Consider the following 21,316-nt stretch of genomic DNA (forward strand, 5'->3'; position numbering starts at 1 on the left):
AAAGGGGATGGGTGGACCTGTCGGCCGAGCGAAGCGAGGACGGAGCCAGCGGGCGGTATACCGCTCCGTGGGGTGATGAGTGATGTCAGACCCATTGCTCGAACCACTCCGTGCTCCTGACTGGCGCGGACACTTAGGCGAGGGCCACTTTGATGGCCACGGCACCGGGAGGTCATGCGTTATCCGAGCGCCTTTCTTTTGGTTACTTTTCTTTGGCAAGACAAAGAAAAGTAACCGCCGCCCCGCGCAGGGGCGACGCTAATAGACCGACACGCCCCCAGGTGCTTCACGCCAACAAACCGCGCACCGCAAAAAACCTCAATCCTTGCCACCACGCTCGACCAGCGCCCCCCCACGAGGCTCACTCCCCCCGCCGGTCTGCCTCTCGAGCCACGCTCGCCGATCCTCCCGAGGCGTCACACCAAACCGCTCGCGATAAGCATTAGAAAAATGCGCAGCAGAAGAGAACCCACAAGCGAGACTGACCTGAACCACCGACTTGCTGGTCCGCTGCAACTGGGTCCTGGCCTTGAGCAACCGGAGATTGAGGTAATACTTCGAGGGCATCGCCCCGAGATACTGGCGAAAAAGCCTTTCGAGCTGCCGCCGGGAAACGCCCACGAGCCCGGCGATCTCATCGGTCGTCAAGGGATCCTCGACATTGGCTTCCATCAACAGCAGCGCATCGTTCAGCCGAGGATGCCGCTCGCCCGGCGCGGTCACGAAAGGAATCCGCTGCCGCTCCTCGCCGCTGCGCAGCGTGCCGGCCCCGAGCGCATCGGCAATGCGCTCGCCCAGATCCGCCCCGTGTTCCCGGCCGATCATGGCCAGCATGAAATCGACGGTCGCCTGCCCGCCCGCACAGGTCGCCCGATCGCGATCGATCTCGAAGATCTGCTGCGTGACGATCGACCGCTCGAACTGCTCGGCGAACTGCTGATACGTCTCCCAGTTCACGCTCACGCGATATCCGGAAAGCTGCCCGGCCATCGCGAGCCACCACACGCCGTGGTGAATCCCGGTCACAACCGGCGTCCGCTGCCCGACCCGCGCGAGACTCGCGAGAAACAACCGATAGTCCGCAAACTGCTGAAACCGCTCCGACACGACGATCAGCCAGTCGCACGCGATCGCATCGTTGAACGCCGCATCGGCATGCCACTGCGCACCGCCGGCGAGCGGCACCGGCCGCCCGTCCCACGAACACACCTGCCAGCGATACAGCAAGCGCCCGTCGATCTCGTTCGCGAGATGCAATGCATCGACGATCGGACCCACACCCGACATCGACACGGGCGGCAATGCAACGATCGCCACCTGCGTCGTGCGGGTGGCGCCTGCGGGACGAGACACCGGTACCACGTATGAAACCCGCCTTTCGCGTTACTTGAGACTGCCCGACAGGAACTGCTTCAGACGCTCGCTCTGCGGACGCACCAGCACCTCCTTCGGATCGCCCTCTTCCTCGGTCCGCCCCTGATGCAGGAACATCACGTGGTTCGACACGTTACGCGCGAAACCCATCTCGTGCGTGACGACGATCATCGTGCGACCTTCCTCGGCCAGCTTCTGCATCACCTTCAGCACTTCGCCGACCAGTTCCGGGTCGAGCGCCGAAGTCGGCTCGTCGAACAGCATCACGTCGGGATGCATCGCCAGCGCGCGCGCGATCGCGACACGCTGCTGCTGGCCACCCGACAGGTGCGACGGATACTGCTTCTCGACGCGCGGCGGCAAACCGACCTTCTCCAGGTATTCGCGCGCCCGCTCCTCGGCTTCCTTCTTCGAAATGCCGAGCACGTGCACCGGCGCTTCCATCACGTTCTCGAGCACGTTCATGTGCGCCCACAGATTGAAGTGCTGGAACACCATCGCGAGCTTCGTGCGGATGCGTTGCAACTGCTTGTGATCGGCCACCTCGAGCGCGCCGGCGCGGTCGGTCTTCGTGCGCACGGCCTCGCCGTCGACGACGATCTGCCCCGCATTCGGCCGCTCGAGAAAATTGATGCAGCGCAGGAACGTGCTCTTGCCCGAACCGCTCGCGCCGATGATGCTGATGACGTCGCCCGCCTTCGCGTTCAGCGACACGCCCTTGAGCACCTCGTTATCGCCATAGCGCTTGTGAATGTCGACGGCGGCAAGCTTGACGGAAGCGGACGCGCTCGTTTGAGTGATCTCGGCCAACTGGCTCTCCTCGAAGTGAAATCAATGACGGCCGGCCGCGAGATACGCGAGCCAGTGGCGCTCCGCCCGGCGAAATGCCGCGACGAGTGCGAACGATACCGCAAGATAGATCAGCGCGGCGATTCCGAACGACTGGAACGCCATGTAGGTCGCGGAATTGGCGTCGCGCGCGACCTTCAGGATGTCGGGCACGGTCGCCGTGAACGCGACGGTGGTCGCATGCAGCATCAGGATCACCTCGTTGCTGTACAGCGGCAGCGCGCGGCGCAGCGCCGACGGCAGGATCACCCGGCGGTACATCGTGAACGGCGACATCCCGTAAGCACGCGCCGCCTCGACCTCGCCGTGCGGAATCGCGCGAATCGCGCCGGCGAAGATCTCGGTGGTGTACGCGCAGGTGTTCAGCGCGAACGCGAGGATCGCGCAATTGAAGCCGCTGCGGAAAAACGCGTCGAGCAGCGAGTGCGACCGCACGAACTCGAGGCTGTACATGCCCGTGTACATCAGCAGCAGCTGCACGTAGAGCGGCGTGCCGCGGAACACGTACGTGTAGAACCGCACCGGCATCGACAGCCACTTCTTCTTCGACACGCGCGCGACCGCGAGCGGCACTGCGCACACGAAGCCGAGCGAAATCGACGCGACGAGCAGCCACAGCGTCACCGCAAGGCCGGAGAGGCGCTGGCCGTCCCAGTAAAGGAACGCCTGGCCGAATTCCTGGAGGATCTCGATCATAGTTCTGCGTGCCGCACGCCCATGGAATAACGCTTCTCGAGCTGGATCAGCACGAGGTTGGAAACGGTCGTGATCGCGAGGTAGATCAACGCCGCGACGAGGATGAAGAAGAACATGTTGAACGTGCTCTTGCCGGCGTCCTGCGCGGCCTTCACGACGTCCGCGAGACCGATGATCGACACCAGCGCGGTCGCCTTCACGAGCACCTGCCAGTTGTTGCCGATGCCGGGCAGCGCGAAACGCATCATCTGCGGAAACATGATCCGCACGAACACGCGCATCCCGCTCATCCCGTACGCTGCACCGGCCTCGAGCTGGCCGCGCGGCACCGACAGGAACGCCCCGCGGAACGTCTCGGTGAAGTACGCGCCGTAGATGAAGCCGAGCGTCAGCACACCGGCGACGAACGGGTCGATGTCGATCTGATCCCAGCCGACGAGGTCGGTGAACTGGTTCAGCCAGATCTGGATGCTGTAGAACAGCAGCAGCATCAGGACGAGATCGGGCACCGAGCGGATCAGCGTCGTATAACCGGTCGCGATCGCTCGCAGCACCCGGTTGTGCGACAGCTTCGCCACCGCGCCGATCAGCCCCAGCGCCACCGCAGCGGCGAGCGACAGTACCGACAGCTCGATGGTCTGCACGGTGCCGGCCCAGAGGACAGGACCAAAGCCGTAAAGGAACACGCGCGTCTCCAGTGTTGATATGAACACCGGCACGCATACCTTCCCGCGCCGGGCTGACGCGGATAGTCGCAAGCGAAATTGATTGCCTCAAATCACAGTGCACGCGATTGCTGCGTCGCAGCAATTCGTCGCACCATTTGCAGGCAAGGCCTACGCCCCTGTTTCAAAAGGAAAAAAGCCGCTTCCTGACAGTCGGATGACATGCAGGGAAGCGGACTTTTTGCAATTTTCCGGTCGCTTTTTCGATATAGCGCCGCGGGCGGTCTCACCGCCCCTTCAGGATGTCGGAGCGCGAAGTCGTATAGACAAGCCCGTCCGGGCCGAAATGAACGTTAAAGAATGCGTCGGTGTTCACGCCGTCCTCGAGCCAGCGCCAGCTCCACACCGTCTCGGGCTTCAGCGGATACTGCGCGATGTCGCCCGGCTTGCCGAGCAGGCGTCGCACTTCGTCCTCGGTCATTCCGGGACGCACCTTCGCGAAGTTCTCGGCGCTCAGCACCTGCGTCGCGCCCGTGTAGTGCCCGCTCGCGTCGAGGTCGACGAACCAGGTCTGGTTGCCCATCGGGCCGCGCGGATATTCGAGGCGCTTCGAGCCGTCGGTGAACGCGCGCTCGGTCTCGGGCTTGCCCATCGTGGCGCGCACGTCGGCTTCGGTCGATACGCCGGCCTTCAGCCCCTTGAGCAGCAGCGGCGCCGGCTTGATCGCGTTGAAAAAGTCCCTGATACGTTGCACGTCGAGATTGCCTTGCTTGTCGTCGCAGCCGGTCAGCGCCAGCGCGGCGGCCAGCATCGTCACGGGAAGCAGCCGGAAACGGAAAATCATCGGAAGAAATGCGCGTCGAGAAAACACGCGGCAAGGATACCCGTGCAACGCCAAAAGCGCGAGACGGGCGCGCGGCCCGTCTCGTGTTCACTGCATCGTTTCGGTTTGCACCTCGGCCTCGCGGCGTGCCTGCGGGGTGCGCGCCCCGGCTGGCGTCGCCTTGATCCGGCGGCGCGTGCGCACCAGTTCGGCCAGTTGCCACGAACCGAGCGCCAGGCAGCCGAACAGCACCTCGCGGCCGCGCTTGACCAGCGCGAGCGACAGCGCCGTCTCGCGATCGACGCCGAACATCTGCGCGAGCAGCACGACGGTCGCCTCCTGCACGCCGAGGCCGCCCGGCACCATGAATGCCGCATGCCGCACGGCCTGCGTCATCGCCTCGATCGCGATCGCGCCGCCGATCGATACCGGATGGCCGAGCAGCGCGAGCGCCCAGTAGATTTCGAGCGCGCCGAGCACGTAGCCGGACAACTGCCAGAAGAACGCACTGAACAGCAGCGCCGTGCGTGACATCAGCGCGTCGATGTCGCCATCGAGACGGCGGCCGTCGACGCCCTGCAGCAACCGGTGCGAATCGCCGAGCAGACGCCCGGCGAACCGCTCGATCGCATGGAAGATCCCGCCGCGACGCATCAGCACGACGCCGAGCACCGGCAACGGGAGCGTCAGCAGCAGCGCGAGGCCGATCGTGCCGCCGCCCATGTCGTGCGTCGTCGCGAGCAGCAGCACGAGGCCGAGCGCGGCGAATGCATACTGGACGACGATCGTCACCAGCACCTCGACGATCACCGACGCGGTCACGCGGCTCGCGTCGGGCACCTGCCAGCGCGCCATCCGGATCCCGACCAGCTCGCCGCCGATCCCGACCACCGGCAGCAGCCGGTTCACGGCTTCGCGCACGGTCGCGACCCACCACAGGTACGACAGCGACGCGCGCCGGTCGAGCAGCTGGTGCCACGCGTACGCGTCGAGCAGCAACGGCAGCGCGTGGAACGGCACGAGCCACAGCAGCCCGAAACCGGCACGCTCGAGCATCTGCGTCACGTCGCCGATACCTTCGTGCAAACCGAGCGCGAGCAGGATCCCGATGCCGATCGGCCAGCCGAGCCATTTGATCCACTTGGTCATGACGGCTGCGCCCCCGCTTCGCGCGACGCTCGCGTGCCGCGCCGCGCGGCCGGCTGGCCGAACACGTCGGCAAAACCACCGGTCGCGACGCCCGCGGCCTTCAGCGCGGCCGCGACGCGCGGCGACAGCAGCGCGTCCAGTTCGTCGACCGGGCGGTAGTCGGCCATCGTCGGCGTGATCGGGCCGTCGCCCGCTTCCGCCGGATGACAGTAGATCTCGCCGACGCCGGGCGGCAGCGCCGCGATCGCGTCGAGCAGCACGGCCTCGTCCATCGCGCCCGTATGCTCGATCCCGACCACATAGTCGTTATGCGCGAGCCCCGCGCGGTCGAGCCGCGCGCGCACCAGCGCGATCCACGGCTTGAGCAGCGCGGGCGCGCGCGTTTCGTACGGCAGCCGCACCGCGCGCAGCCCGTAATCGCGGCCGATCTCGATGATCATCGACAGCACGGTCGGATGCAGGTGGAAATGCTTGTGCGCGTTCACGTGGTCGAGCGGCAGGCCGCTCGCCGCGAACGCCTCGAACTGCGCGCGGATCTCGCGGCGCAGCTGCGCACGCACGTGCGGCAGGAAGAAGAAGCGGCAGCCGTCCTTCGCCATCGCGTCGCCGAACCGCGCGTCGGGGCCGACGAGCGCGGGAATTTCATGCGCGGGCAGCGTGGCCGGCCCGTCCGCGAGAACGAGGTGCAGGCCGACCGCGAGCGACGGCAGCCGCCGCGCGCGTTCGATCGCATCCTGCGCCGCGGGCGCACCGACCATCAGGCTCGCGGCGTTCAGCACGCCATCGCGATGCGCGCGCTCGACCGCCGCGTTGACGCGCGGGTGCAGCCCGAAGTCGTCCGCGGTGAAGATCAGCGCCCGCGCCGCCCGCTGCGTCGTCACGAATCAGGCCTCGTGCGCGCGCAGGAAGCGGAAGAACTCGACGCCTTCGCGCAGACGGCGCTTCATCATGTCCCAGCTCGTCAGCATCTCGCGGACGATCTCCCAGATCTTCGACGGACGGAAGTAGAACTGGCGATAGAACTGCTCGAGGTGGTGATAGATCTCGTCGCGCGACAGGTGCGCATAGCCGATCGCCGCCAGCTGCACGCCTTCCTTGCTCACCAGGTTGATGGTCTTGTTCTCTTCCATCCAGCCGTTTTCCACGGCCTGCTTGTAGAGCGTCGTGCCCGGATACGGCGCGGCGAGCGACACCTGGATCGTATGCGGATTGATTTCCTTCGCGTACTCGATCGTCTTCTTGATGGTTTCCTGCGTCTCGCCCGGCAGGCCGAGAATGAAGGTGCCGTGGATCTTGATGCCGAGCTTCTTGCAGTCCGCGCTGAAGCGGCGCGCGAAATCGGTGCGCACGCCCTTCTTGATGTTCACGAGGATCTGGTCGTCGCCGGATTCGAAGCCGACCAGCAGCAGGCGCAGGCCGTTTTCCTTCATGACCTTCAGCGTCTTGTACGGCACGTTCGCCTTCGCGTTGCACGACCACGTCATGCCGAGCTTGCCCAGACCGATGGCGATGGCTTCGGCGCGCGGCAGGTCGTCGGTGAAGGTGTCGTCATCGAACATCAGTTCCTTCACTTCCGGCATGTTGTCGCGGATCCACTTCGCTTCGGCGAGCACGTTCTCGACCGAGCGCGTGCGGTAGCGATGGCCGCTGACCGTCTGCGGCCACAGGCAGAACGTGCAGCGCGACTTGCAGCCGCGGCCCGTATAGATCGACACGTACGGGTAATTCAGGTAGCCGATGAAGTAGTTGTCGATCTTCAGGTCGCGCTTGTAGACGGGCGCGACGAACGGCAGTTCGTCCATGTTCTCGAGGATCGGACGCGCTTCGTTGTGCTCGATCGAGCCGTCCTTCGCGCGCCAGCTCAAGCCCTTGATCTCGGGGAACGGCTTGCCTTCGGCGATTTCCTTGCAGGTGTAGTCGAATTCCTCGCGGCACACGAAGTCGATCGCCTCGCTCGCCGTGAGCGAGTTGTGCGGATCGACCATCACCTTCGCGCCCACCATGCCGACCAGCATCGACGGCTTCATCTTCTTGAGATCCTGCGCGAACATCGCGTCGGTCGGGAACGACGGCGTGCTCGTGTGGATGATCACGAGGTCGTAGTCGTTGGCGATCTTCAGCGTCTCTTCGACCGACAGGCCGTCGGCCGGCGCGTCGACGACGCGGCTGCCCGGCACGAGCGCGGCCGGCTGCGCGAGCCACGTCGGGTACCAGAAGGAACGGATTTCGCGCTTCGCCTGGTAGCGCGAGCCGGCTCCGCCGTCGAAGCCGTCATACGAAGGGGCCTGCAAGAACAGCGTTTTCATGAATGCTCCGGTAGCCTGCATAGTTCGATTCGTTTCAACGATTCAGTCAATCAACCGCGGGCCGCCCTGCCGGCGCCCGCCTCTCTGTCATGTCGCGTCGCGCGGCGTTGCCGCGCGGCGCGTCTCGGCCTTCGGGCCGGATTCGATCGGGGCCGGGCGCATGGCCGGCTCCGTCGGGGAACACACCTCAGCGGCCGTCCCCGCCTTCCACTGCCGCCGTCGCGCGTTCGCCGCCGACGACCGTCATCCTCGCGCCACGCCACACGACGTGCGTGCCGAACGCGGCCGCGAGCCATTCGAGCGCGAGCAGCGTGTCGCGCACCGCGACGAGCGGCAGATCGCGCCAGAACGCGCGCCAGCCGTCCTCGCCGCGCGCGTGCAGCACGAGCCGCCCGAACGCGCCGACGACGGCCGCGCCACCCGCCAGCGTGCCGGCGACGGTGCCGTCGAGACGCAGTGCCAGTGCCGCGCCGATCGCGAGCCACGGTACGGTGAACGTGATGAACAGGAACGCGAAGCCGGCCGGATTCAGCGAACGGATCGTACGCAGCCAGCGCGTCTCGCGGTGCCAGAGCGGCCCGAACGACGGCTCGATCACGTCGGTCGCAACCTCGACCTCGGACAGCACGGTACGCCGCCCGAGGCGGCGCGGCAGCTCGGCGAGCCAGAAATCGTCGGCCAGTTCGTCCTTCAGTGCGACGAAGCCGCCGATCCGGTCGAGCGTGTCGCGCGTCAGCGCGAGCGTCGCGCCGAAGCCGAAGCGGCTCGAGCGGCCGAGGTGCGTGATCCGTACCGACGGCGCGAACCAGGCATCGACGAACTGCGCGCCGATCCGCGTCCAGAACCCGCCGACGCTGCGCGCATGATACAGGCACGTGACGACCCCGACCGACGCGTCGGCGAGCGGCGCCGTCACGCGCTCCAGATAATCCGGCTGCACCGCGATGTCGCTGTCCGCGATCACGATGCGGCCGTACTTCGCGCGCTCCGCCAGATTGATCAGGTTGCTGACCTTCAGGTTCTTGCCGTGCACGCGCGCGTCGATCACGAGCGTGATGTCGCATTCCGGATAATCGGCGCGCAGCCGCTCGACCACGGCGATGGCCGGATCGGCCGCCGACGCGACCCCGAACAGCACTTCATGGCGCGGGTGGCGCTGCTCGCAGAACGTCGCGAGGTTCTCGTACAGGTGCGGCTCCGCGCCGCACAGCGGCTTGAGCACGCTGACGGGCTCGAAGCCGTCGCGCGCGGCGGTGCGCGGCGTGCGCGGACGCGGCGCGAACGCGGCAACGAGCGCATAGCCGGCCGCGGCCAGCGTAAACACCGTCAGGAGCCAGTCCAGCAACGTGACGGCCGGCGTCATGCGCGACGCTCTCCGGCAACGCGCGCGCCCTGCCGATCGATCGAACCGGGTTGAACGTGATTGGATATTCCGACAGCAACGAACGCGGGCACGACCCGACTCCTTGTTCCAGCAGCGTCTGTGTAAAGGGGAGGCACGGCCCGGTCCCCGAAGGCGGCCATGCCCGGCTTCGCGTGGCATATCCTCGCGCGATGCCCGGGACGGGATGCGGGAAGATTCGAATGGCTGCCATCGGCACAACATGGGCAGGCGCCGGATTTTATCAGCCCGCGCCGCCCCGCGCTCGGACGCGTCGCGAAACGGACTGGTGCAATTTCGGCAAAGCTGTGCGGCCGACGAACCATTCCGATACCACCTCGTTCACGTTAGCGTAAGCGCTTTGCAGGCATATTGCAGTCTTGAAAATCAAACGTTTCGTGGAATTTTGTGCGTCGATGCGAAGACATGCCCAATCGCCGTAAAGATTGGTAATTATTCTGAGATTAGGTTGATTTCTGCAACAATCGCCGGACCTTACCTTGCACCCCTGAAAGGCTCATGGGTATCCCCGCGTCGCCAGCGCGTTCCGGAACCCTTTGGCAAAATCGTCGGCATCTGTTGCGCATGCGCATCACCGCGCCCCTCCCCTTCGAAGGTCACCCGATGATTCCGTTTTCCGTACTCGATCTCGCCCCCATTCCCGTCGGCGCCGACGCCGCCCAGGCGTTCCGCAACACCGTCGATCTCGCGCAGCACGCGGAGCGTCTCGGTTACCGGCGCTACTGGCTCGCCGAACATCACAACATGCCGGGCATCGCGAGCGCGGCGACCGCCGTCGTGATCGGTCATGTGGCGGGCGCGACGAAGACGATCCGCGTCGGCTCGGGCGGGATCATGCTGCCGAACCATGCGCCGCTCGTGATCGCCGAGCAGTTCGGCACGCTCGCGTCGCTGTATCCGGGGCGCATCGACCTCGGGCTCGGCCGCGCGCCCGGCACCGACCAGACCACGTCGCGCGCGCTGCGCCGCGACCTGATCGGCAGCGCCGACGCGTTTCCGGACGACGTCGCCGAGCTGCAGCGCTACTTCGCGGAACCGGTGCCCGGCCAGCGCGTGCGCGCGGTGCCCGGCGCGGGGCTGGACGTGCCCGTGTGGCTGCTGGGTTCGAGCCTCTTCAGCGCGCAGCTCGCCGCGATGCTCGGGCTGCCGTTCGCATTCGCGTCGCACTTCGCGCCGGACTACCTGATGCGCGCGCTCGAGCTTTATCGCGCGCAGTACCGGCCGTCGGCCGCGTGGCCGAAACCGCATGCGATGGTCGGGGTCAACGTGTTCGCGGCCGATACCGACGACGAGGCGCGGCGCCTCTTCACATCGCTTCAGCAGCAGTTCATCAACCTGCGCCGCGGCACGCCGGGCAAGCTGCCGCCGCCCGTCGACACGCTCGAGGCGAGCGAGTTCGAACTCGCGAACGTCGCTCACGCGCTGTCGTTCGCGGCCGTCGGCTCGCGCGACACGGTGCGCGACAAGCTGCGCGACCGGATCGCGCAAACGGGCGCGGACGAGGTCATCATCACCGCGCAGATCCACGATCACGCCGCGCGGGTGCGCTCGTTCGAACTGGCGGCACAGATCCGCGACGAACTCGCGAACGAAACCCGCTGACCGGGCGGGTGCGCCCGTGCAGGCGTCACTGCGGGTGCACCGCCGCCATGCCTTCGAGCAGCGCCTTGTGGAACGCGTCCGGGTCCTGGATCTGCGGCGCGTGCCCGAGCGCCGGGAATTCGACGAGCTGCGCGCCGGGAATCGCCGCCTGCGTGCGTTTCGCGAGCTCCGGGTAACGGCCGAGCTTCGCGTGCACCTCGGGCGGCGCCACGTCCTTGCCGATCGCGGTCGTGTCCTTGTCGCCGATCAGCAGCAGCGTCGGCACGCGGATCGCGCCGAGTTCGTAGACCACCGGCTGCGTGAGGATCATGTCGTAGATCAGCGCGGAGTCCCACGCGACCGCGTCGCGGCCCGGGCCGCGATACATGCCGGCGAGCATCTGCACCCAGCGCTCGTAGGACGGCGCCCACTTGCCCGCGTAGTAGGTCGCCTGCTCGTAGCGGCGAATGCCGTCCGCCGTCGTCTTCTGCTCGCGTGCATACCAGTAGTCGACCGACAGCGGCGGCACGCCGAGCGCCTTCCAGTCCTCGAGGCCGATCGGGTTCACCAGCACGAGCTGCTCGGTCGCCTTCGGGTACATCAGCGCGTAGCGCATCGCGAGCATCCCGCCCGTCGAATGGCCGACGATCGTCGCCGACTTCACGCCGATCGACTCGAGCAGCGCATGCGTGTTGCGCGCGAGCTGCTGGAAGCTGAACTGGTAACGCTCGGGCTTCGACGATTTGCAGAAGCCGATCTGGTCCGGCGCGATTACGCGATAGCCGGCGCGGCTCAGCACGCCGATCGTGTCCTCCCACGTCGCCGCGCAGAAGTTCTTCCCGTGCAGCAGCACGACGGTGCGGCCGTTCGGGTGCGCCGGCTGCACGTCCATGTACATCATCTCGAGGGTTTCGCGCTGGGACACGAACGCGTAGCGGTGCACCGGCTCCGGATAGGCGAAGCCTTCCAGGCGGGGGCCGTACACGGGCCCGTCGTTACCGGCCGGCGCCGGGACGGCGGCCGCGGCTGGCGTCGCGCATGCGGCAGCGACACCCGCGCCGAGCACGGCGGCGCGCGCGAGGGACAACATCTTGCAAATCGAAGGCATGGCGATCACGGTAAAGGGAAATGCACGCGGGCAGCCAGGCGGCTGCGCGCCCCGCGATTCTACGCGGTCGGGCTGACGACGGCGCGCAACACTCGATGACCGCGCGACTTCCGCGCACGCGACGATCTCGGGTATCGTGTGACGTGACCCTGAAACGCCTGCAGGCGAACGCTCATGAAAAACGTCCTCAGCATTCAGTCGCACGTCATCTACGGACACGCCGGCAACAGCGCGGCCGTGTTCCCGATGCAGCGCCTCGGCGTCAACGTCTGGCCGCTCAACACCGTCCAGCTGTCGAATCACATGCAGTACGGCCACTGGGCCGGCAGCGCGATCGACGCCGCGAAGATGGAGCAGCTCGTCGACGGGGTCGCCGCGATCGGCGCGCTCAAGCGCTGCGACGCGGTGCTGTCCGGCTTCGTCGGCTCGCCGGCGCAGGCGCGCGCGACGGTCGAGATCGTGCGCACGGTGAAGGCGATGAATCCGAACGCGTGGTACTTCTGCGATCCGGCGCTGGGCCAGACGGGCGGCATCCGGCCCGAACCCGGCGTCGAGGAATTCATCGTCCAGGAGATGCCGGCGCTCGCGGACGGCATGTCGCCGAACCACACCGAGCTGCAGAAGCTCGCCGGGCGGCGCATCGAGACCGTCGCCGAAGCCGTCGACGCCTGCCGCGCGCTGATCCGCCGCGGCCCGAAGATCATCCTCGTCAAGCACCTGCACGACCGCAACAGCCCGGCCGACCGCTTCAACATGCTCGCCGTCACCGAGACCGAAGCGTGGATCGGCCAGCGCCCGCTGTATGCGTTTCCGCGCCATCCGGTCGGCGTCGGCGACCTCACCAGCGCCATCTTCGTCGCACGCCGGCTGCGCGGCGACTCGGTGCGCGCCGCGTTCGAGCACACGCTCGCGGCCGTGCACGCGGTCGTGAAGGCGACCTACGACGCGCGCCGCTACGAGCTCGAACTCGTCGCCGCGCAGGATGAAATCGCGCGCCCGAGCGAATGGTTCGGCGCGTGGGTGACGGACGCCTGAGGCCGCCGCATCCGCGTCGCCGGCGCGCGCGATCTGCTGTTCTGCTGTTCTGCCGTTCTGCCGTTCTGCCGTTCTGCCGTTCTGCCGTTCTGCCGTTCTGCCGTTCTGCCGTTCTGCCGTTCTGCTGTCCGCTTTCCCGCTGTCCGCATCCCCGCTTCCCTTGCATCACGACCGTCGGCCGTTGTCCGTTCAATGCCGCGCGTGCAAACGTTTCCGGACTTCACATGAATGACACCGAATACTCGCTATGCTCGCGGCGGCACGACTGGCGCAGCCGCATCCTGCGCCGCGGACGCGCCCGTTATTTCCCGCATGTCCCGCCAACCGGCTCCCCCTTTAACGCACGATAACGACCATGACCCGATCGAACCGTCGTGACTTCCTGCGCGTCGCCGCCGGCACTGCCGGCGCCGCCGCGCTGAACCTCTTCCCGCCCGTGATCCGCGATGCGCTCGCCATTCCCGCGAACCGCCGTACCGGCACGATCCGCGACATCGAACACATCGTGATCCTGATGCAGGAGAATCGCTCGTTCGACCATTACTTCGGCACGATGCGCGGTGTCCGCGGCTTCGGCGACCCGCGCCCGCTGCGCCTCGCGAACGGCAAGTCGGTGTTCCACCAGCCGGTCGGCCCGGCCGAGCTGCTGCCGTTCCACCCGGGCGCCGACAAGCTCGGCCTGCAGTTCCTGCAGGACCTGCCGCACGGCTGGCAGGACATGCACGCCGCGTGGAACAAGGGCCGCTACGACCAGTGGGTGCCGAACAAGGGCACCACGACGATGGCGTACCTGAAGCGCGACGACATCCCGTTCCACTATCAGCTCGCAGACGCGTTCACGATCTGCGACGCGTACCACTGCGCGATCCCGAGCTCGACCGACCCGAACCGCTATTACATGTGGACCGGCTACGTCGGCAACGACGGCACGGGCGGCGGCCCGGTGCTCGGCAACGAGGAAAAGGGCTACGGCTGGACGACTTATCCGGAAGTGCTCGAGCAGGCCGGCGTGTCGTGGAAGATCTACCAGGACGTCGGCACGGGGCTCGACGCGAACGGCTCGTGGGGCTGGACGCAGAACCCGTACATCGGCAACTACGGCGACAACGCGCTGCTCTACTTCAACCAGTACCGCAGCGCGCTGCCCGGCACGCCGCTGTACGAAAAGGCGCGCACCGGCACCAACATCAGCGCCGGCGGCACGCTGTTCGACGTGCTGCAGCAGGATGTGAAGAACGGCACGCTGCCGCAGGTGTCGTGGATTTGCGCGCCGGAAGCCTATTCGGAGCACCCGAACTGGCCGGCCAACTACGGCGCGTGGTACATCGAGCAGGTGCTGAAGGCGCTCGTGTCGAATCCGGACGTGTGGAGCAAGACCGCGCTCTTCATCACGTACGACGAAAACGACGGCTTCTTCGACCACGTGCAGCCGCCGTTCGCGCCGCAGTCGCGCGACAACGGGCTGTCGACGGTCGCGACGACCAACGAGGTGTTCGCCGGCGACGCGTCGCACATGGCCGGCCCGTACGGGCTCGGGCCGCGCGTGCCGATGCTGGTGGTGTCGCCGTGGACCAAGGGCGGCTGGGTCTGTTCGCAGACCTTCGATCACACGTCGCTGCTGCAATTCATCGAAGCGCGCTTCGGCGCGCAATACGCGGTCACCGCGGCGAACGTGTCGCCGTGGCGCCGCACGGTGTGCGGCAACCTGACGTCCGCGTTCGACTTCGCGACGCCCGATGCAAGCTGGCCGCAGCTCCCGGACACGAGCGGCTACGCGCCGCCCGACCGCAACCGTCACCCCGACTACATCCCGGTGCCGCCGGTCGTCCAGCATCTGCCGAAGCAGGAGGCCGGCCTGCGTCCGGCGCGCGCGCTGCCGTATGAACTGTTCGTGCACGGCCGGATCGACAATGCGAGCGGCCAGTTCCGGCTGACCTTCGCGAACACCGGCACCGCGGGCGCGGCATTCCAGGTTCAGGCGCGCAATCGCGTCGACGGCCCGTGGACCTACACGGTCGACGCCGGCAAGCGGCTTTCCGACACGTGGAGCCCGGCGCCGTCGCTCGGCCTGTACGATCTCGACGTGTACGGCCCGAACGGCTTCTATTGCCACTTCCGCAGCCCCGCCGCGTTGGCGGTCGGCCCGGCGAGCGTCAACCCCGAGGTGATCTACGGCTACGACGTCGCGAACGGCAACATCACGCTGCGCCTGATGAACCGCGGCCACAAAGCCGTGCGGCTCAAGGTGACGAACGCCTACGGCCACGGCCACGCGCGTGAGTTCGACCTCAAGCCGGGCACGCACGTCGACGACTACTGGGACCTGCGCGGCAGCAACGGCTGGTACGACCTGACCGTCAGCGACGGCAAGCCGCTCGGCTTCCAGCGCCGCTTCGCGGGCCACGTCGAGACCGGCCGCCCGAGCACCAGCGACCCGGCCATCCGCACGACCGCGGCGCACGACGACGCCGAAGCCGCATCGGACGCGCTGTCCGACTGACGGCTCTCATGACGCGGCGCGGCCCCGGCGGGCCGCGCCGTGTTCTCACTCCACACCGCCGCCCGCCTCCCCGCCTGTCGCGCTCGCGACGGGAAACTCCCGATACCGGCCATCCGCGCTCGCGTGGAAGCTATGCGCAAATCCGCACCGAATGCGCGGCAAATTCCCAAGACCCGCACATATCGGCGACCTATATATCGAGGCGATCGGGGCTCCTCGCAGAGCCTGACGGGAGATTCTTCCGGGAAGCATCAGCATGCCGACCTCCCCGCCCGATTCCGAGAAGCGGTCGAACCGCCCGCCCGTCGCACGCGCCCGGCCCGCCGGCTGCGTGCGGTATCCACCCGCTGGTGTAAGAACAAGAGGAACGAACATGAAATTGCGTCATTCCCTGTTGTCGGTATCGGTCGTATCCGCGGTAGCTCTCCTCTCGCAACAGGCCGCTCAGGCGGCCGACTCGACCGACGTCAAGGTCGGCTTCGCCGCGCCGCTCACCGGCGTGAACGCCGGTTACGGCAAGGATCTCCAGAACGGCGTGCAGCTCGCGCTCGACGATGCGGCCGCGCAGAAGATCCAGATTGCCGGCAAGCCCGCGCACTTCAACCTCGTCGTGCAGGACGACCAGGCCGACCCGCGCATCGGCGTGCAGGCGGCCCAGGCGCTCGTCGACCAGAACGTGTCGGTGGTGGTCGGCCACTTCAACTCGGGCACGACGATTCCGGCGTCGGTGGTCTACGACAAGGCCGGCATCCCGGTGATCGACCCGGCCGCGACCAATCCGACGCTCACGTCGCGCGGGCTCGCGAACATGTTCATGGTGATCGCGACCGACGGCCAGAACGCCGGCAACGCGGGCAAGTACGCCGTGGACGTGACCAAGGCGAAGCGCATCGCGATCATCGACGACCGCACCGCGTTCGGCCAGGGCGAGGCCGACGAGTTCGAGAAGGCCGTCAAGGCGGCCGGCGGCAACATCATCGGCCGCGAGTTCACCAGCAACCAGGCGGTCGACTTCCGCGCGCAGATCACGAGCCTGAAGGGCAAGAACCCCGATCTGATCTTCTTCGGCGGTCTCGATTCGCTCGCCGCGAACTTCATCAAGCAGATGCGCCAGCTCGGGCTGAACGCGCAGTTCGTCGGCGGCGGCGGCGTGAAGGACAACGAGTTCATCAAGATCGCCGGCCCGGCCGCGGAAGGCGCGATGGCGTGGGAATACGGACGACCGCTCGACGAGCTGCCGCAGGGCAAGGATTTCGAGCAGCGGTTCAAGAAGCGCTTCGGCGTCGACGTGCTGTCGTATGCGCAGTTCGGCTACGACGCGGCGTGGGCGGCGATCAAGGCGATGCAGGCGGTCAACTCGACCGATCCGAAGGTCTATCGCCCGGCGTTGAAGAAAGTCGACTTCGAAGGTGTCACCGGCCGCATCTCGTTCGCGAGCGACGGCTCGCTGAAGAGCGGGATGTCGACGCTGTATCAGGTGAAGAGCGGTGCGTGGAAGACCATCGTGACGAAGGGAGGCTGATCGAGCGGGATGGGCGGCCTGGACAGCCAGGCCGCCGGGACGCGGGCGGTGGCGGGAACGCCGCCCCGCCTTCACACGCGCGATGCGGATACCGACGGATGGGTAGCCGGCAATAAAACGATCGGCGCAATCGCGCCGATCTTATACGATGACTGATGTTATTTCGGCGATATTCGCCGTCGCCCGCGGCAATGCGCGGGCCGTCTCGTCAGCTGGCCTGCGTATCGCGTTCCGCTTCGGCCGCCTCGTGCGCGCGGCGCAGCCGCTCGCGGCTGTTGGTCAGGTGCGTGCGCATCGCGGCACGCGCGGCTTCCGGGTCGTGACGCGCGATCGCCTCGTAAATGTCTTCATGCTCGTGATTGAGCCGGCCGACATAGCGCTCGAGGTCGTCACCGGCGAAGCGCGCCGAATTCACGCGCGTGCGCGGAATGATCGACGCGCCAAGTTGCGTCATGATGTCGACGAAATAGCGGTTGCCGGTGGACTGCGCGATCTGCAGGTGGAACTGGAAATCGAGCTGGGCCGTGTCGCGGCCGCCGCCCGCCCCCGACGCGATCGCGTCGAGCGCGCGCCGCAGCGCGGCGAGATCGGTATCGTTCGCGCGCTGCGCCGCGAGGCTCGCGCATTCGCTTTCGAGGCTGATGCGCAGCTCGAGCACGGCAAGCACGTCGCGCAGCGTCGTGATGGTCGCGGGATCGATGCCGAGCGTCTGGCGGCGCGTCGGTTCGAGCACGAAGCTGCCGATGCCGTGGCGCGTCTCGATGAGGCCGCTCGCCTGCATCCGCGAGATCGCTTCGCGCACGACCGTGCGGCTGACGCCCTGCGCCGCCATGACTTCGGTTTCGGTCGGCAGCTTGTCGCCGGGACGCAGCGTGCCGTTTTCGATCTGCGCGGTCAGCGCGTCGACGACATCTTGTGCGAGGCTGCGTGCGCGACGGCGCGGCGCTGCGGGAAGCGTTGGCACGGACATGAGGCCGGTTCCTTTTTGAATGATCGTAATGTGAGCCGAGGGTTTACGCGGGGTTTGAGCGAACGCCGATGATTCATTATACTGCGTCACAAGTCATCCGACGACTGATGATCGAGCCACGGATCTCCTGTCGACCGAGGCCGGCGTACAAGCACCTGCCAGGTCCCGTGGTTCGCGATCGGCCGACATTCGCGCTTCTGCGCGGCTGCCGGCGCCCGGTTTCACGGTCGACCGAAGCGCGCATCCGCGCTTGTTCCGGTCTGCCGCGACACCGGCATCGTGCGGGTCGCCCTCACCCTTTCGGGTTGCTGTCGACATGCGGGGCTTGCGCGCCGCGCACGTCGGTTGTCGAATGATCGCACCTCCCGCCGCGCGCGGCAAAGCTTTTGCCGCACGGCATTGCCCACACTTTCGCCATCGCCGCCATGAACGCCGTCACTGCCTCGCCTTCCCACGACACGCCGCGCATCGTCGACCTGCAAGCCATTCCGGTCGCCGGCCACGACAGCATGCTGCTCAACCTGAGCGGTGCGCACGGCCCGTTCTTCACCCGCAACCTCGTGATCCTGAAGGACAGCGCGGGCCGCACCGGCGTCGGCGAGGTCCCGGGCGGCGAAAGCATCCGCCGCACGCTCGAGGATGCGCGCGCGCTCGTCGTCGGTCAGCCGGTCGGCAACTACCATGCGGTGCTCAACGACGTGCGGCGCACCTTTGCCGACCGCGACGCGAGCGGCCGCGGCCTGCAGACCTTCGACCTGCGCACCACGATCCACGCGGTCACCGCGCTCGAGGCCGCGCTGCTCGACCTGCTCGGCCAGCATCTCGGCGTACCCGTGGCCGCCCTGCTCGGCGAGGGACAGCAGCGCGAGCGCGTCGAGATGCTCGGCTACCTGTTCTACGTCGGCGATCGCACGCAAACCACGCTGCCCTACCGCGACGGCCGCGGCGCGACCGACGACTGGACGCGCGTACGCGACGAGGCCGCGCTGACGCCCGAGGCGGTCGTGCGCCTCGCCGAAGCCGCGCATGCGCGCTACGGGTTCAACGATTTCAAGCTGAAGGGCGGCGTGTTCGAAGGCGCACGCGAGGTCGAAGCCGTGACGGCGCTCGCCGAGCGCTTCCCCGAAGCACGCGTGACGCTCGATCCGAACGGCGCGTGGTCGCTCGACGAGGCCGTGCGGCTGTGCCGCGACCTGCATCACGTGCTCGCGTATGCGGAAGATCCGTGCGGTGCGGAAAACGGCTACTCGGGCCGCGAGGTGATGGCCGAGTTCCGCCGCTCGACCGGGCTGCCGACGGCGACCAACATGATCGCGACCGACTGGCGGCAGATGGGCCACGCGGTGCAGCTGCAGGCGGTCGACATCCCGCTCGCCGACCCGCACTTCTGGACGATGCAGGGCTCGGTGCGCGTCGCGCAGATGTGCCGCGACTGGGGCCTCACGTGGGGCTCGCATTCGAACAACCACTTCGACGTGTCGCTCGCGATGTTCACGCACGTCGCGGCCGCCGCGCCCGGTCAGGTCACCGCGATCGACACGCACTGGATCTGGCAGGACGGCGAACGGCTGACGCGCGAGCCGCTGAAGATCGAGAACGGGCTCGTGGAAGTGCCGAAGCGTCCGGGTCTCGGCATCGACATCGACATGGATGCGGTCGCGGTCGCGCACGAGCTGTACAAGCAGCACGGGCTCGGCGCGCGCGACGATGCAGCCGCGATGCAGTATCTGATTCCGGGGTGGACGTTCAACAACAAGCGCCCCTGCCTGGTGCGCTGAGCACCGGACGAGCCGGGCGGCGGGTCCGCCCGGTCAGGCCTAGGCGGCCGCCCCGATCCCCCGCGCCATTCCCGACGCGGCGAACACGATGACCATGACGAGCACGGCCTGCCAGTGGCCGATCCGCACGTAGGTGCGTGCGCGGCCCAGATCGGGCATCTGCTGCTGCCGCGCGGCGATGCGCCAGCGGATCAGCCCGAGCATCGGCACGATCTCGAGCAGCAGAATCAGCACGAGCGCGGTCATCTTGAGGTGAAAGAGCGGCTCGTGAAGGTAATACGCGGCGCCCTTCTCGAAACCGCCGAACGCGCGCGTGAGTCCCGTCGCGATCAGCACCAGCGCGGACAATCCCCAGGCCGCGTCGGCCTTGAACACGCCCGGGAGGTCGGCGGCCTGCGCCGACGCGATGACCCGGCGCAGCGCGCGGTTGCGCCCCGCGATCGCGGCGAACGCGACGCCGAACGCCATCAGGTGAACGGCTGCCAGCAACCAGCGAACGATCATTGCGCCTCCTTGTCGCCCGCGCGCCGCGCAGGCCTTGTCAGACGATCTGCTTGAGCGCGGCGTCGAGCGCGAGCACCGCCACGCGGTCGCCCTCGGTCGCGAGCGGCGCGCGCATCACGATCTGCCGGTTATGACCGACGGCCGCCGGCGAATCCCACAGCAGTTCCACCTTCGGCCGCCGAAACAGGCTGCCGCGACGCGGCGGCACGGCGGCCGCCTGCGCACCCTGCTCGGCTTCGGCGGTCGTGCTCCGGCCGGGCCAGCGGACCGACAGTTCACGCGCGTCGTACTGGCCGACCTTGCGGCTCTCCATCCAGACGATCGCGGTACGCGTGAGCGTATCGAGCGAGATCGCGTAGCGGCCGACCGCGAAGCGGCGCGCGGCCACGTTGGTGCGCCACAGCGGCCGCGGGCGGCACATCCACACGATCGCCGCATACAGCGCCGGCGCGGCGACGAGCCAGCCGTTCGTCGCCGTCACCGCGTGCAGCGCACGGCGCCAGCCGGCCGCCCACGCGAACGCGCCGATGGACCACACGGCGAACAGGAAACCGATCAGCGCGAAGACCCGCAGCGCCTGTCGCAGCCACTGCGGCAGCGGATGGAACGGCCGCTCGGCGCGCGCGACGGCGCCCGGCAGCGCGAGCAGCAGGAAGATCAGCACGAGATAGACGAACGCCCATGGCGACGACACCATCGCCGACAGCGACGCGCGATAGCCCATCTGGGACATCGAGAACAGCCAGCGCGCGAGCAGCACGAGACCGATCGCGCGCAACGCGAAGATCACGCCGGCGCCGGGGGCCGGCGCTGCGCGCGTGGTTTTCGATCTCGCCAAGACTGCTCTCCTCTCGATGTTCGTGCGGGGCCGGATTTCGCGGCACGGCCATTATAGGGACATTACCGTCTGGACAGACGGCCGGATGGCGTGCCGGACCGCTTCCGGGGCCGTTCGCGGCGCCGGGCGCGGCGAGAATACAACAGATCGGCGCCGCAGATGTGACAACGCCCCGCCGGGGACCCGGACGGGGCGTCGATGACGGCCTCAGCCGCA

18 protein-coding genes are annotated in these 21,316 nt (G+C 67.4%); 5 read left to right on the top strand and 13 right to left on the bottom strand.

The window, feature by feature from the left end; translation table 11 throughout:
- Positions 1–318: 318 nt before the first annotated feature.
- From WS49_RS00975 to hpnI, 9 genes are all read right to left on the bottom strand, one after another.
- On the bottom strand, positions 319–1,362 hold the full coding sequence (locus tag WS49_RS00975) for a GlxA family transcriptional regulator (RefSeq protein ID WP_059523650.1): 1,044 nt from the start codon (positions 1,360–1,362) through the stop codon (positions 319–321).
- Between the two features lie 21 nt (positions 1,363–1,383).
- The gene (locus tag WS49_RS00980; RefSeq protein WP_006488736.1) at positions 1,384–2,184 is read right to left on the bottom strand and encodes an ABC transporter ATP-binding protein; all 801 of its coding nucleotides are present in this window, start codon (positions 2,182–2,184) and stop codon (positions 1,384–1,386) included.
- 21 nt (positions 2,185–2,205) lie between these two features.
- Entirely contained in the window at positions 2,206–2,919 is a 714-nt protein-coding gene (locus WS49_RS00985) for an ABC transporter permease (RefSeq protein WP_059447650.1), read from the bottom strand.
- Complete coding sequence (locus WS49_RS00990; RefSeq protein WP_059523652.1) at positions 2,916–3,605, bottom strand: ABC transporter permease; 690 nt, start codon at positions 3,603–3,605, stop codon at positions 2,916–2,918. The genes WS49_RS00985 and WS49_RS00990 overlap by 4 nt, the downstream gene beginning before the upstream one ends.
- Before the next feature lie 265 nt (positions 3,606–3,870).
- Positions 3,871–4,428 carry a hypothetical protein gene (locus tag WS49_RS00995; protein ID WP_059523654.1) on the bottom strand — a complete coding sequence of 186 codons (558 nt, stop codon included), beginning with the start codon at positions 4,426–4,428 and terminating at the stop codon, positions 3,871–3,873.
- Between the two features lie 87 nt (positions 4,429–4,515).
- Positions 4,516–5,556, bottom strand: coding sequence for an HpnL family protein (locus tag WS49_RS01000; RefSeq protein WP_059523656.1), 1,041 nt, complete (start codon positions 5,554–5,556; stop codon positions 4,516–4,518).
- Positions 5,553–6,437: a hopanoid biosynthesis-associated protein HpnK gene (gene hpnK, locus WS49_RS01005; RefSeq protein ID WP_059523658.1), complete on the bottom strand. Its 885-nt coding sequence runs from the start codon at positions 6,435–6,437 to the stop codon at positions 5,553–5,555. The genes WS49_RS01000 and hpnK overlap by 4 nt, the downstream gene beginning before the upstream one ends.
- A gap of 3 nt (positions 6,438–6,440) precedes the next feature.
- Entirely contained in the window at positions 6,441–7,883 is a 1,443-nt protein-coding gene (gene hpnJ, locus WS49_RS01010) for a hopanoid biosynthesis associated radical SAM protein HpnJ (protein ID WP_306426965.1), read from the bottom strand.
- Positions 7,884–8,049: 166 nt separating this feature from the next.
- The gene (hpnI, locus tag WS49_RS01015) at positions 8,050–9,225 is read right to left on the bottom strand and encodes a bacteriohopanetetrol glucosamine biosynthesis glycosyltransferase HpnI (protein ID WP_059523660.1); all 1,176 of its coding nucleotides are present in this window, start codon (positions 9,223–9,225) and stop codon (positions 8,050–8,052) included.
- A 642-nt stretch (positions 9,226–9,867) separates the two neighbouring features.
- Between hpnI and WS49_RS01020 the strand changes: the two genes are divergently transcribed.
- On the top strand, positions 9,868–10,866 hold the full coding sequence (locus tag WS49_RS01020) for an LLM class flavin-dependent oxidoreductase (RefSeq protein WP_059523841.1): 999 nt from the start codon (positions 9,868–9,870) through the stop codon (positions 10,864–10,866).
- 25 nt (positions 10,867–10,891) lie between these two features.
- On the opposite strand, the gene WS49_RS01025 is transcribed toward WS49_RS01020, so the two are convergent.
- The gene (locus tag WS49_RS01025) at positions 10,892–11,953 is read right to left on the bottom strand and encodes an alpha/beta fold hydrolase (protein ID WP_059523662.1); all 1,062 of its coding nucleotides are present in this window, start codon (positions 11,951–11,953) and stop codon (positions 10,892–10,894) included.
- Positions 11,954–12,127: 174 nt separating this feature from the next.
- Here WS49_RS01025 and pdxY point away from each other — a divergent pair, with 174 nt between their 5' ends.
- The 3 genes from pdxY (at position 12,128) to WS49_RS01040 (ending at position 17,010) form a co-directional block, all read left to right on the top strand.
- Entirely contained in the window at positions 12,128–12,988 is an 861-nt protein-coding gene (pdxY, locus tag WS49_RS01030) for a pyridoxal kinase PdxY (RefSeq protein WP_059523664.1), read from the top strand.
- Positions 12,989–13,343: 355 nt separating this feature from the next.
- Entirely contained in the window at positions 13,344–15,488 is a 2,145-nt protein-coding gene (locus WS49_RS01035; RefSeq protein ID WP_059523666.1) for a phosphocholine-specific phospholipase C, read from the top strand.
- 373 nt (positions 15,489–15,861) lie between these two features.
- The gene (locus WS49_RS01040; protein ID WP_059523668.1) at positions 15,862–17,010 is read left to right on the top strand and encodes a branched-chain amino acid ABC transporter substrate-binding protein; all 1,149 of its coding nucleotides are present in this window, start codon (positions 15,862–15,864) and stop codon (positions 17,008–17,010) included.
- 208 nt (positions 17,011–17,218) lie between these two features.
- Here WS49_RS01040 and WS49_RS01045 read toward each other — a convergent pair whose 3' ends face one another.
- The gene (locus tag WS49_RS01045) at positions 17,219–17,980 is read right to left on the bottom strand and encodes a FadR/GntR family transcriptional regulator (RefSeq protein WP_059465220.1); all 762 of its coding nucleotides are present in this window, start codon (positions 17,978–17,980) and stop codon (positions 17,219–17,221) included.
- A gap of 425 nt (positions 17,981–18,405) precedes the next feature.
- On the opposite strand from WS49_RS01045, the gene gudD reads away from it, so the two are divergent.
- Entirely contained in the window at positions 18,406–19,758 is a 1,353-nt protein-coding gene (gudD, locus tag WS49_RS01050; RefSeq protein WP_059523670.1) for a glucarate dehydratase, read from the top strand.
- A 39-nt stretch (positions 19,759–19,797) separates the two neighbouring features.
- On the opposite strand, the gene WS49_RS01055 is transcribed toward gudD, so the two are convergent.
- Both WS49_RS01055 and WS49_RS01060 read right to left on the bottom strand, forming a co-directional pair.
- The gene (locus WS49_RS01055) at positions 19,798–20,262 is read right to left on the bottom strand and encodes a DUF2214 family protein (protein WP_059523672.1); all 465 of its coding nucleotides are present in this window, start codon (positions 20,260–20,262) and stop codon (positions 19,798–19,800) included.
- A 37-nt stretch (positions 20,263–20,299) separates the two neighbouring features.
- Positions 20,300–21,100, bottom strand: coding sequence for a hypothetical protein (locus tag WS49_RS01060; protein WP_059523674.1), 801 nt, complete (start codon positions 21,098–21,100; stop codon positions 20,300–20,302).
- Positions 21,101–21,316: the final 216 nt, after the last annotated feature.

The sequence above is a fragment of the Burkholderia sp. RF7-non_BP4 genome, from assembly GCF_001521935.1.
GTDB lineage: Bacteria > Pseudomonadota > Gammaproteobacteria > Burkholderiales > Burkholderiaceae > Burkholderia > Burkholderia diffusa.

Excerpts from the sequence above, each read along its gene's own strand:
- WS49_RS01045 (WP_059465220.1), bottom strand. The coding sequence starts at position 17,980 with ATGTCCGTGCCAACGCTTCCCGCAGCGCCGCGCCGTCGCGCACGCAGC.
- WS49_RS01020 (WP_059523841.1), top strand. The coding sequence starts at position 9,868 with ATGATTCCGTTTTCCGTACTCGATCTCGCCCCCATTCCCGTCGGCGCC.
- WS49_RS01055 (WP_059523672.1), bottom strand. The coding sequence starts at position 20,262 with ATGATCGTTCGCTGGTTGCTGGCAGCCGTTCACCTGATGGCGTTCGGC.
- WS49_RS00985 (WP_059447650.1), bottom strand. The coding sequence starts at position 2,919 with ATGATCGAGATCCTCCAGGAATTCGGCCAGGCGTTCCTTTACTGGGAC.
- gudD (WP_059523670.1), top strand. The coding sequence starts at position 18,406 with ATGAACGCCGTCACTGCCTCGCCTTCCCACGACACGCCGCGCATCGTC.
- hpnI (WP_059523660.1), bottom strand. The coding sequence starts at position 9,225 with ATGACGCCGGCCGTCACGTTGCTGGACTGGCTCCTGACGGTGTTTACG.
- WS49_RS01040 (WP_059523668.1), top strand. The coding sequence starts at position 15,862 with ATGAAATTGCGTCATTCCCTGTTGTCGGTATCGGTCGTATCCGCGGTA.
- WS49_RS01000 (WP_059523656.1), bottom strand. The coding sequence starts at position 5,556 with ATGACCAAGTGGATCAAATGGCTCGGCTGGCCGATCGGCATCGGGATC.
- WS49_RS01035 (WP_059523666.1), top strand. The coding sequence starts at position 13,344 with ATGACCCGATCGAACCGTCGTGACTTCCTGCGCGTCGCCGCCGGCACT.
- WS49_RS01025 (WP_059523662.1), bottom strand. The coding sequence starts at position 11,953 with ATGCCTTCGATTTGCAAGATGTTGTCCCTCGCGCGCGCCGCCGTGCTC.
- WS49_RS00995 (WP_059523654.1), bottom strand. The coding sequence starts at position 4,428 with ATGATTTTCCGTTTCCGGCTGCTTCCCGTGACGATGCTGGCCGCCGCG.
- hpnJ (WP_306426965.1), bottom strand. The coding sequence starts at position 7,883 with ATGCAGGCTACCGGAGCATTCATGAAAACGCTGTTCTTGCAGGCCCCT.
- pdxY (WP_059523664.1), top strand. The coding sequence starts at position 12,128 with ATGAAAAACGTCCTCAGCATTCAGTCGCACGTCATCTACGGACACGCC.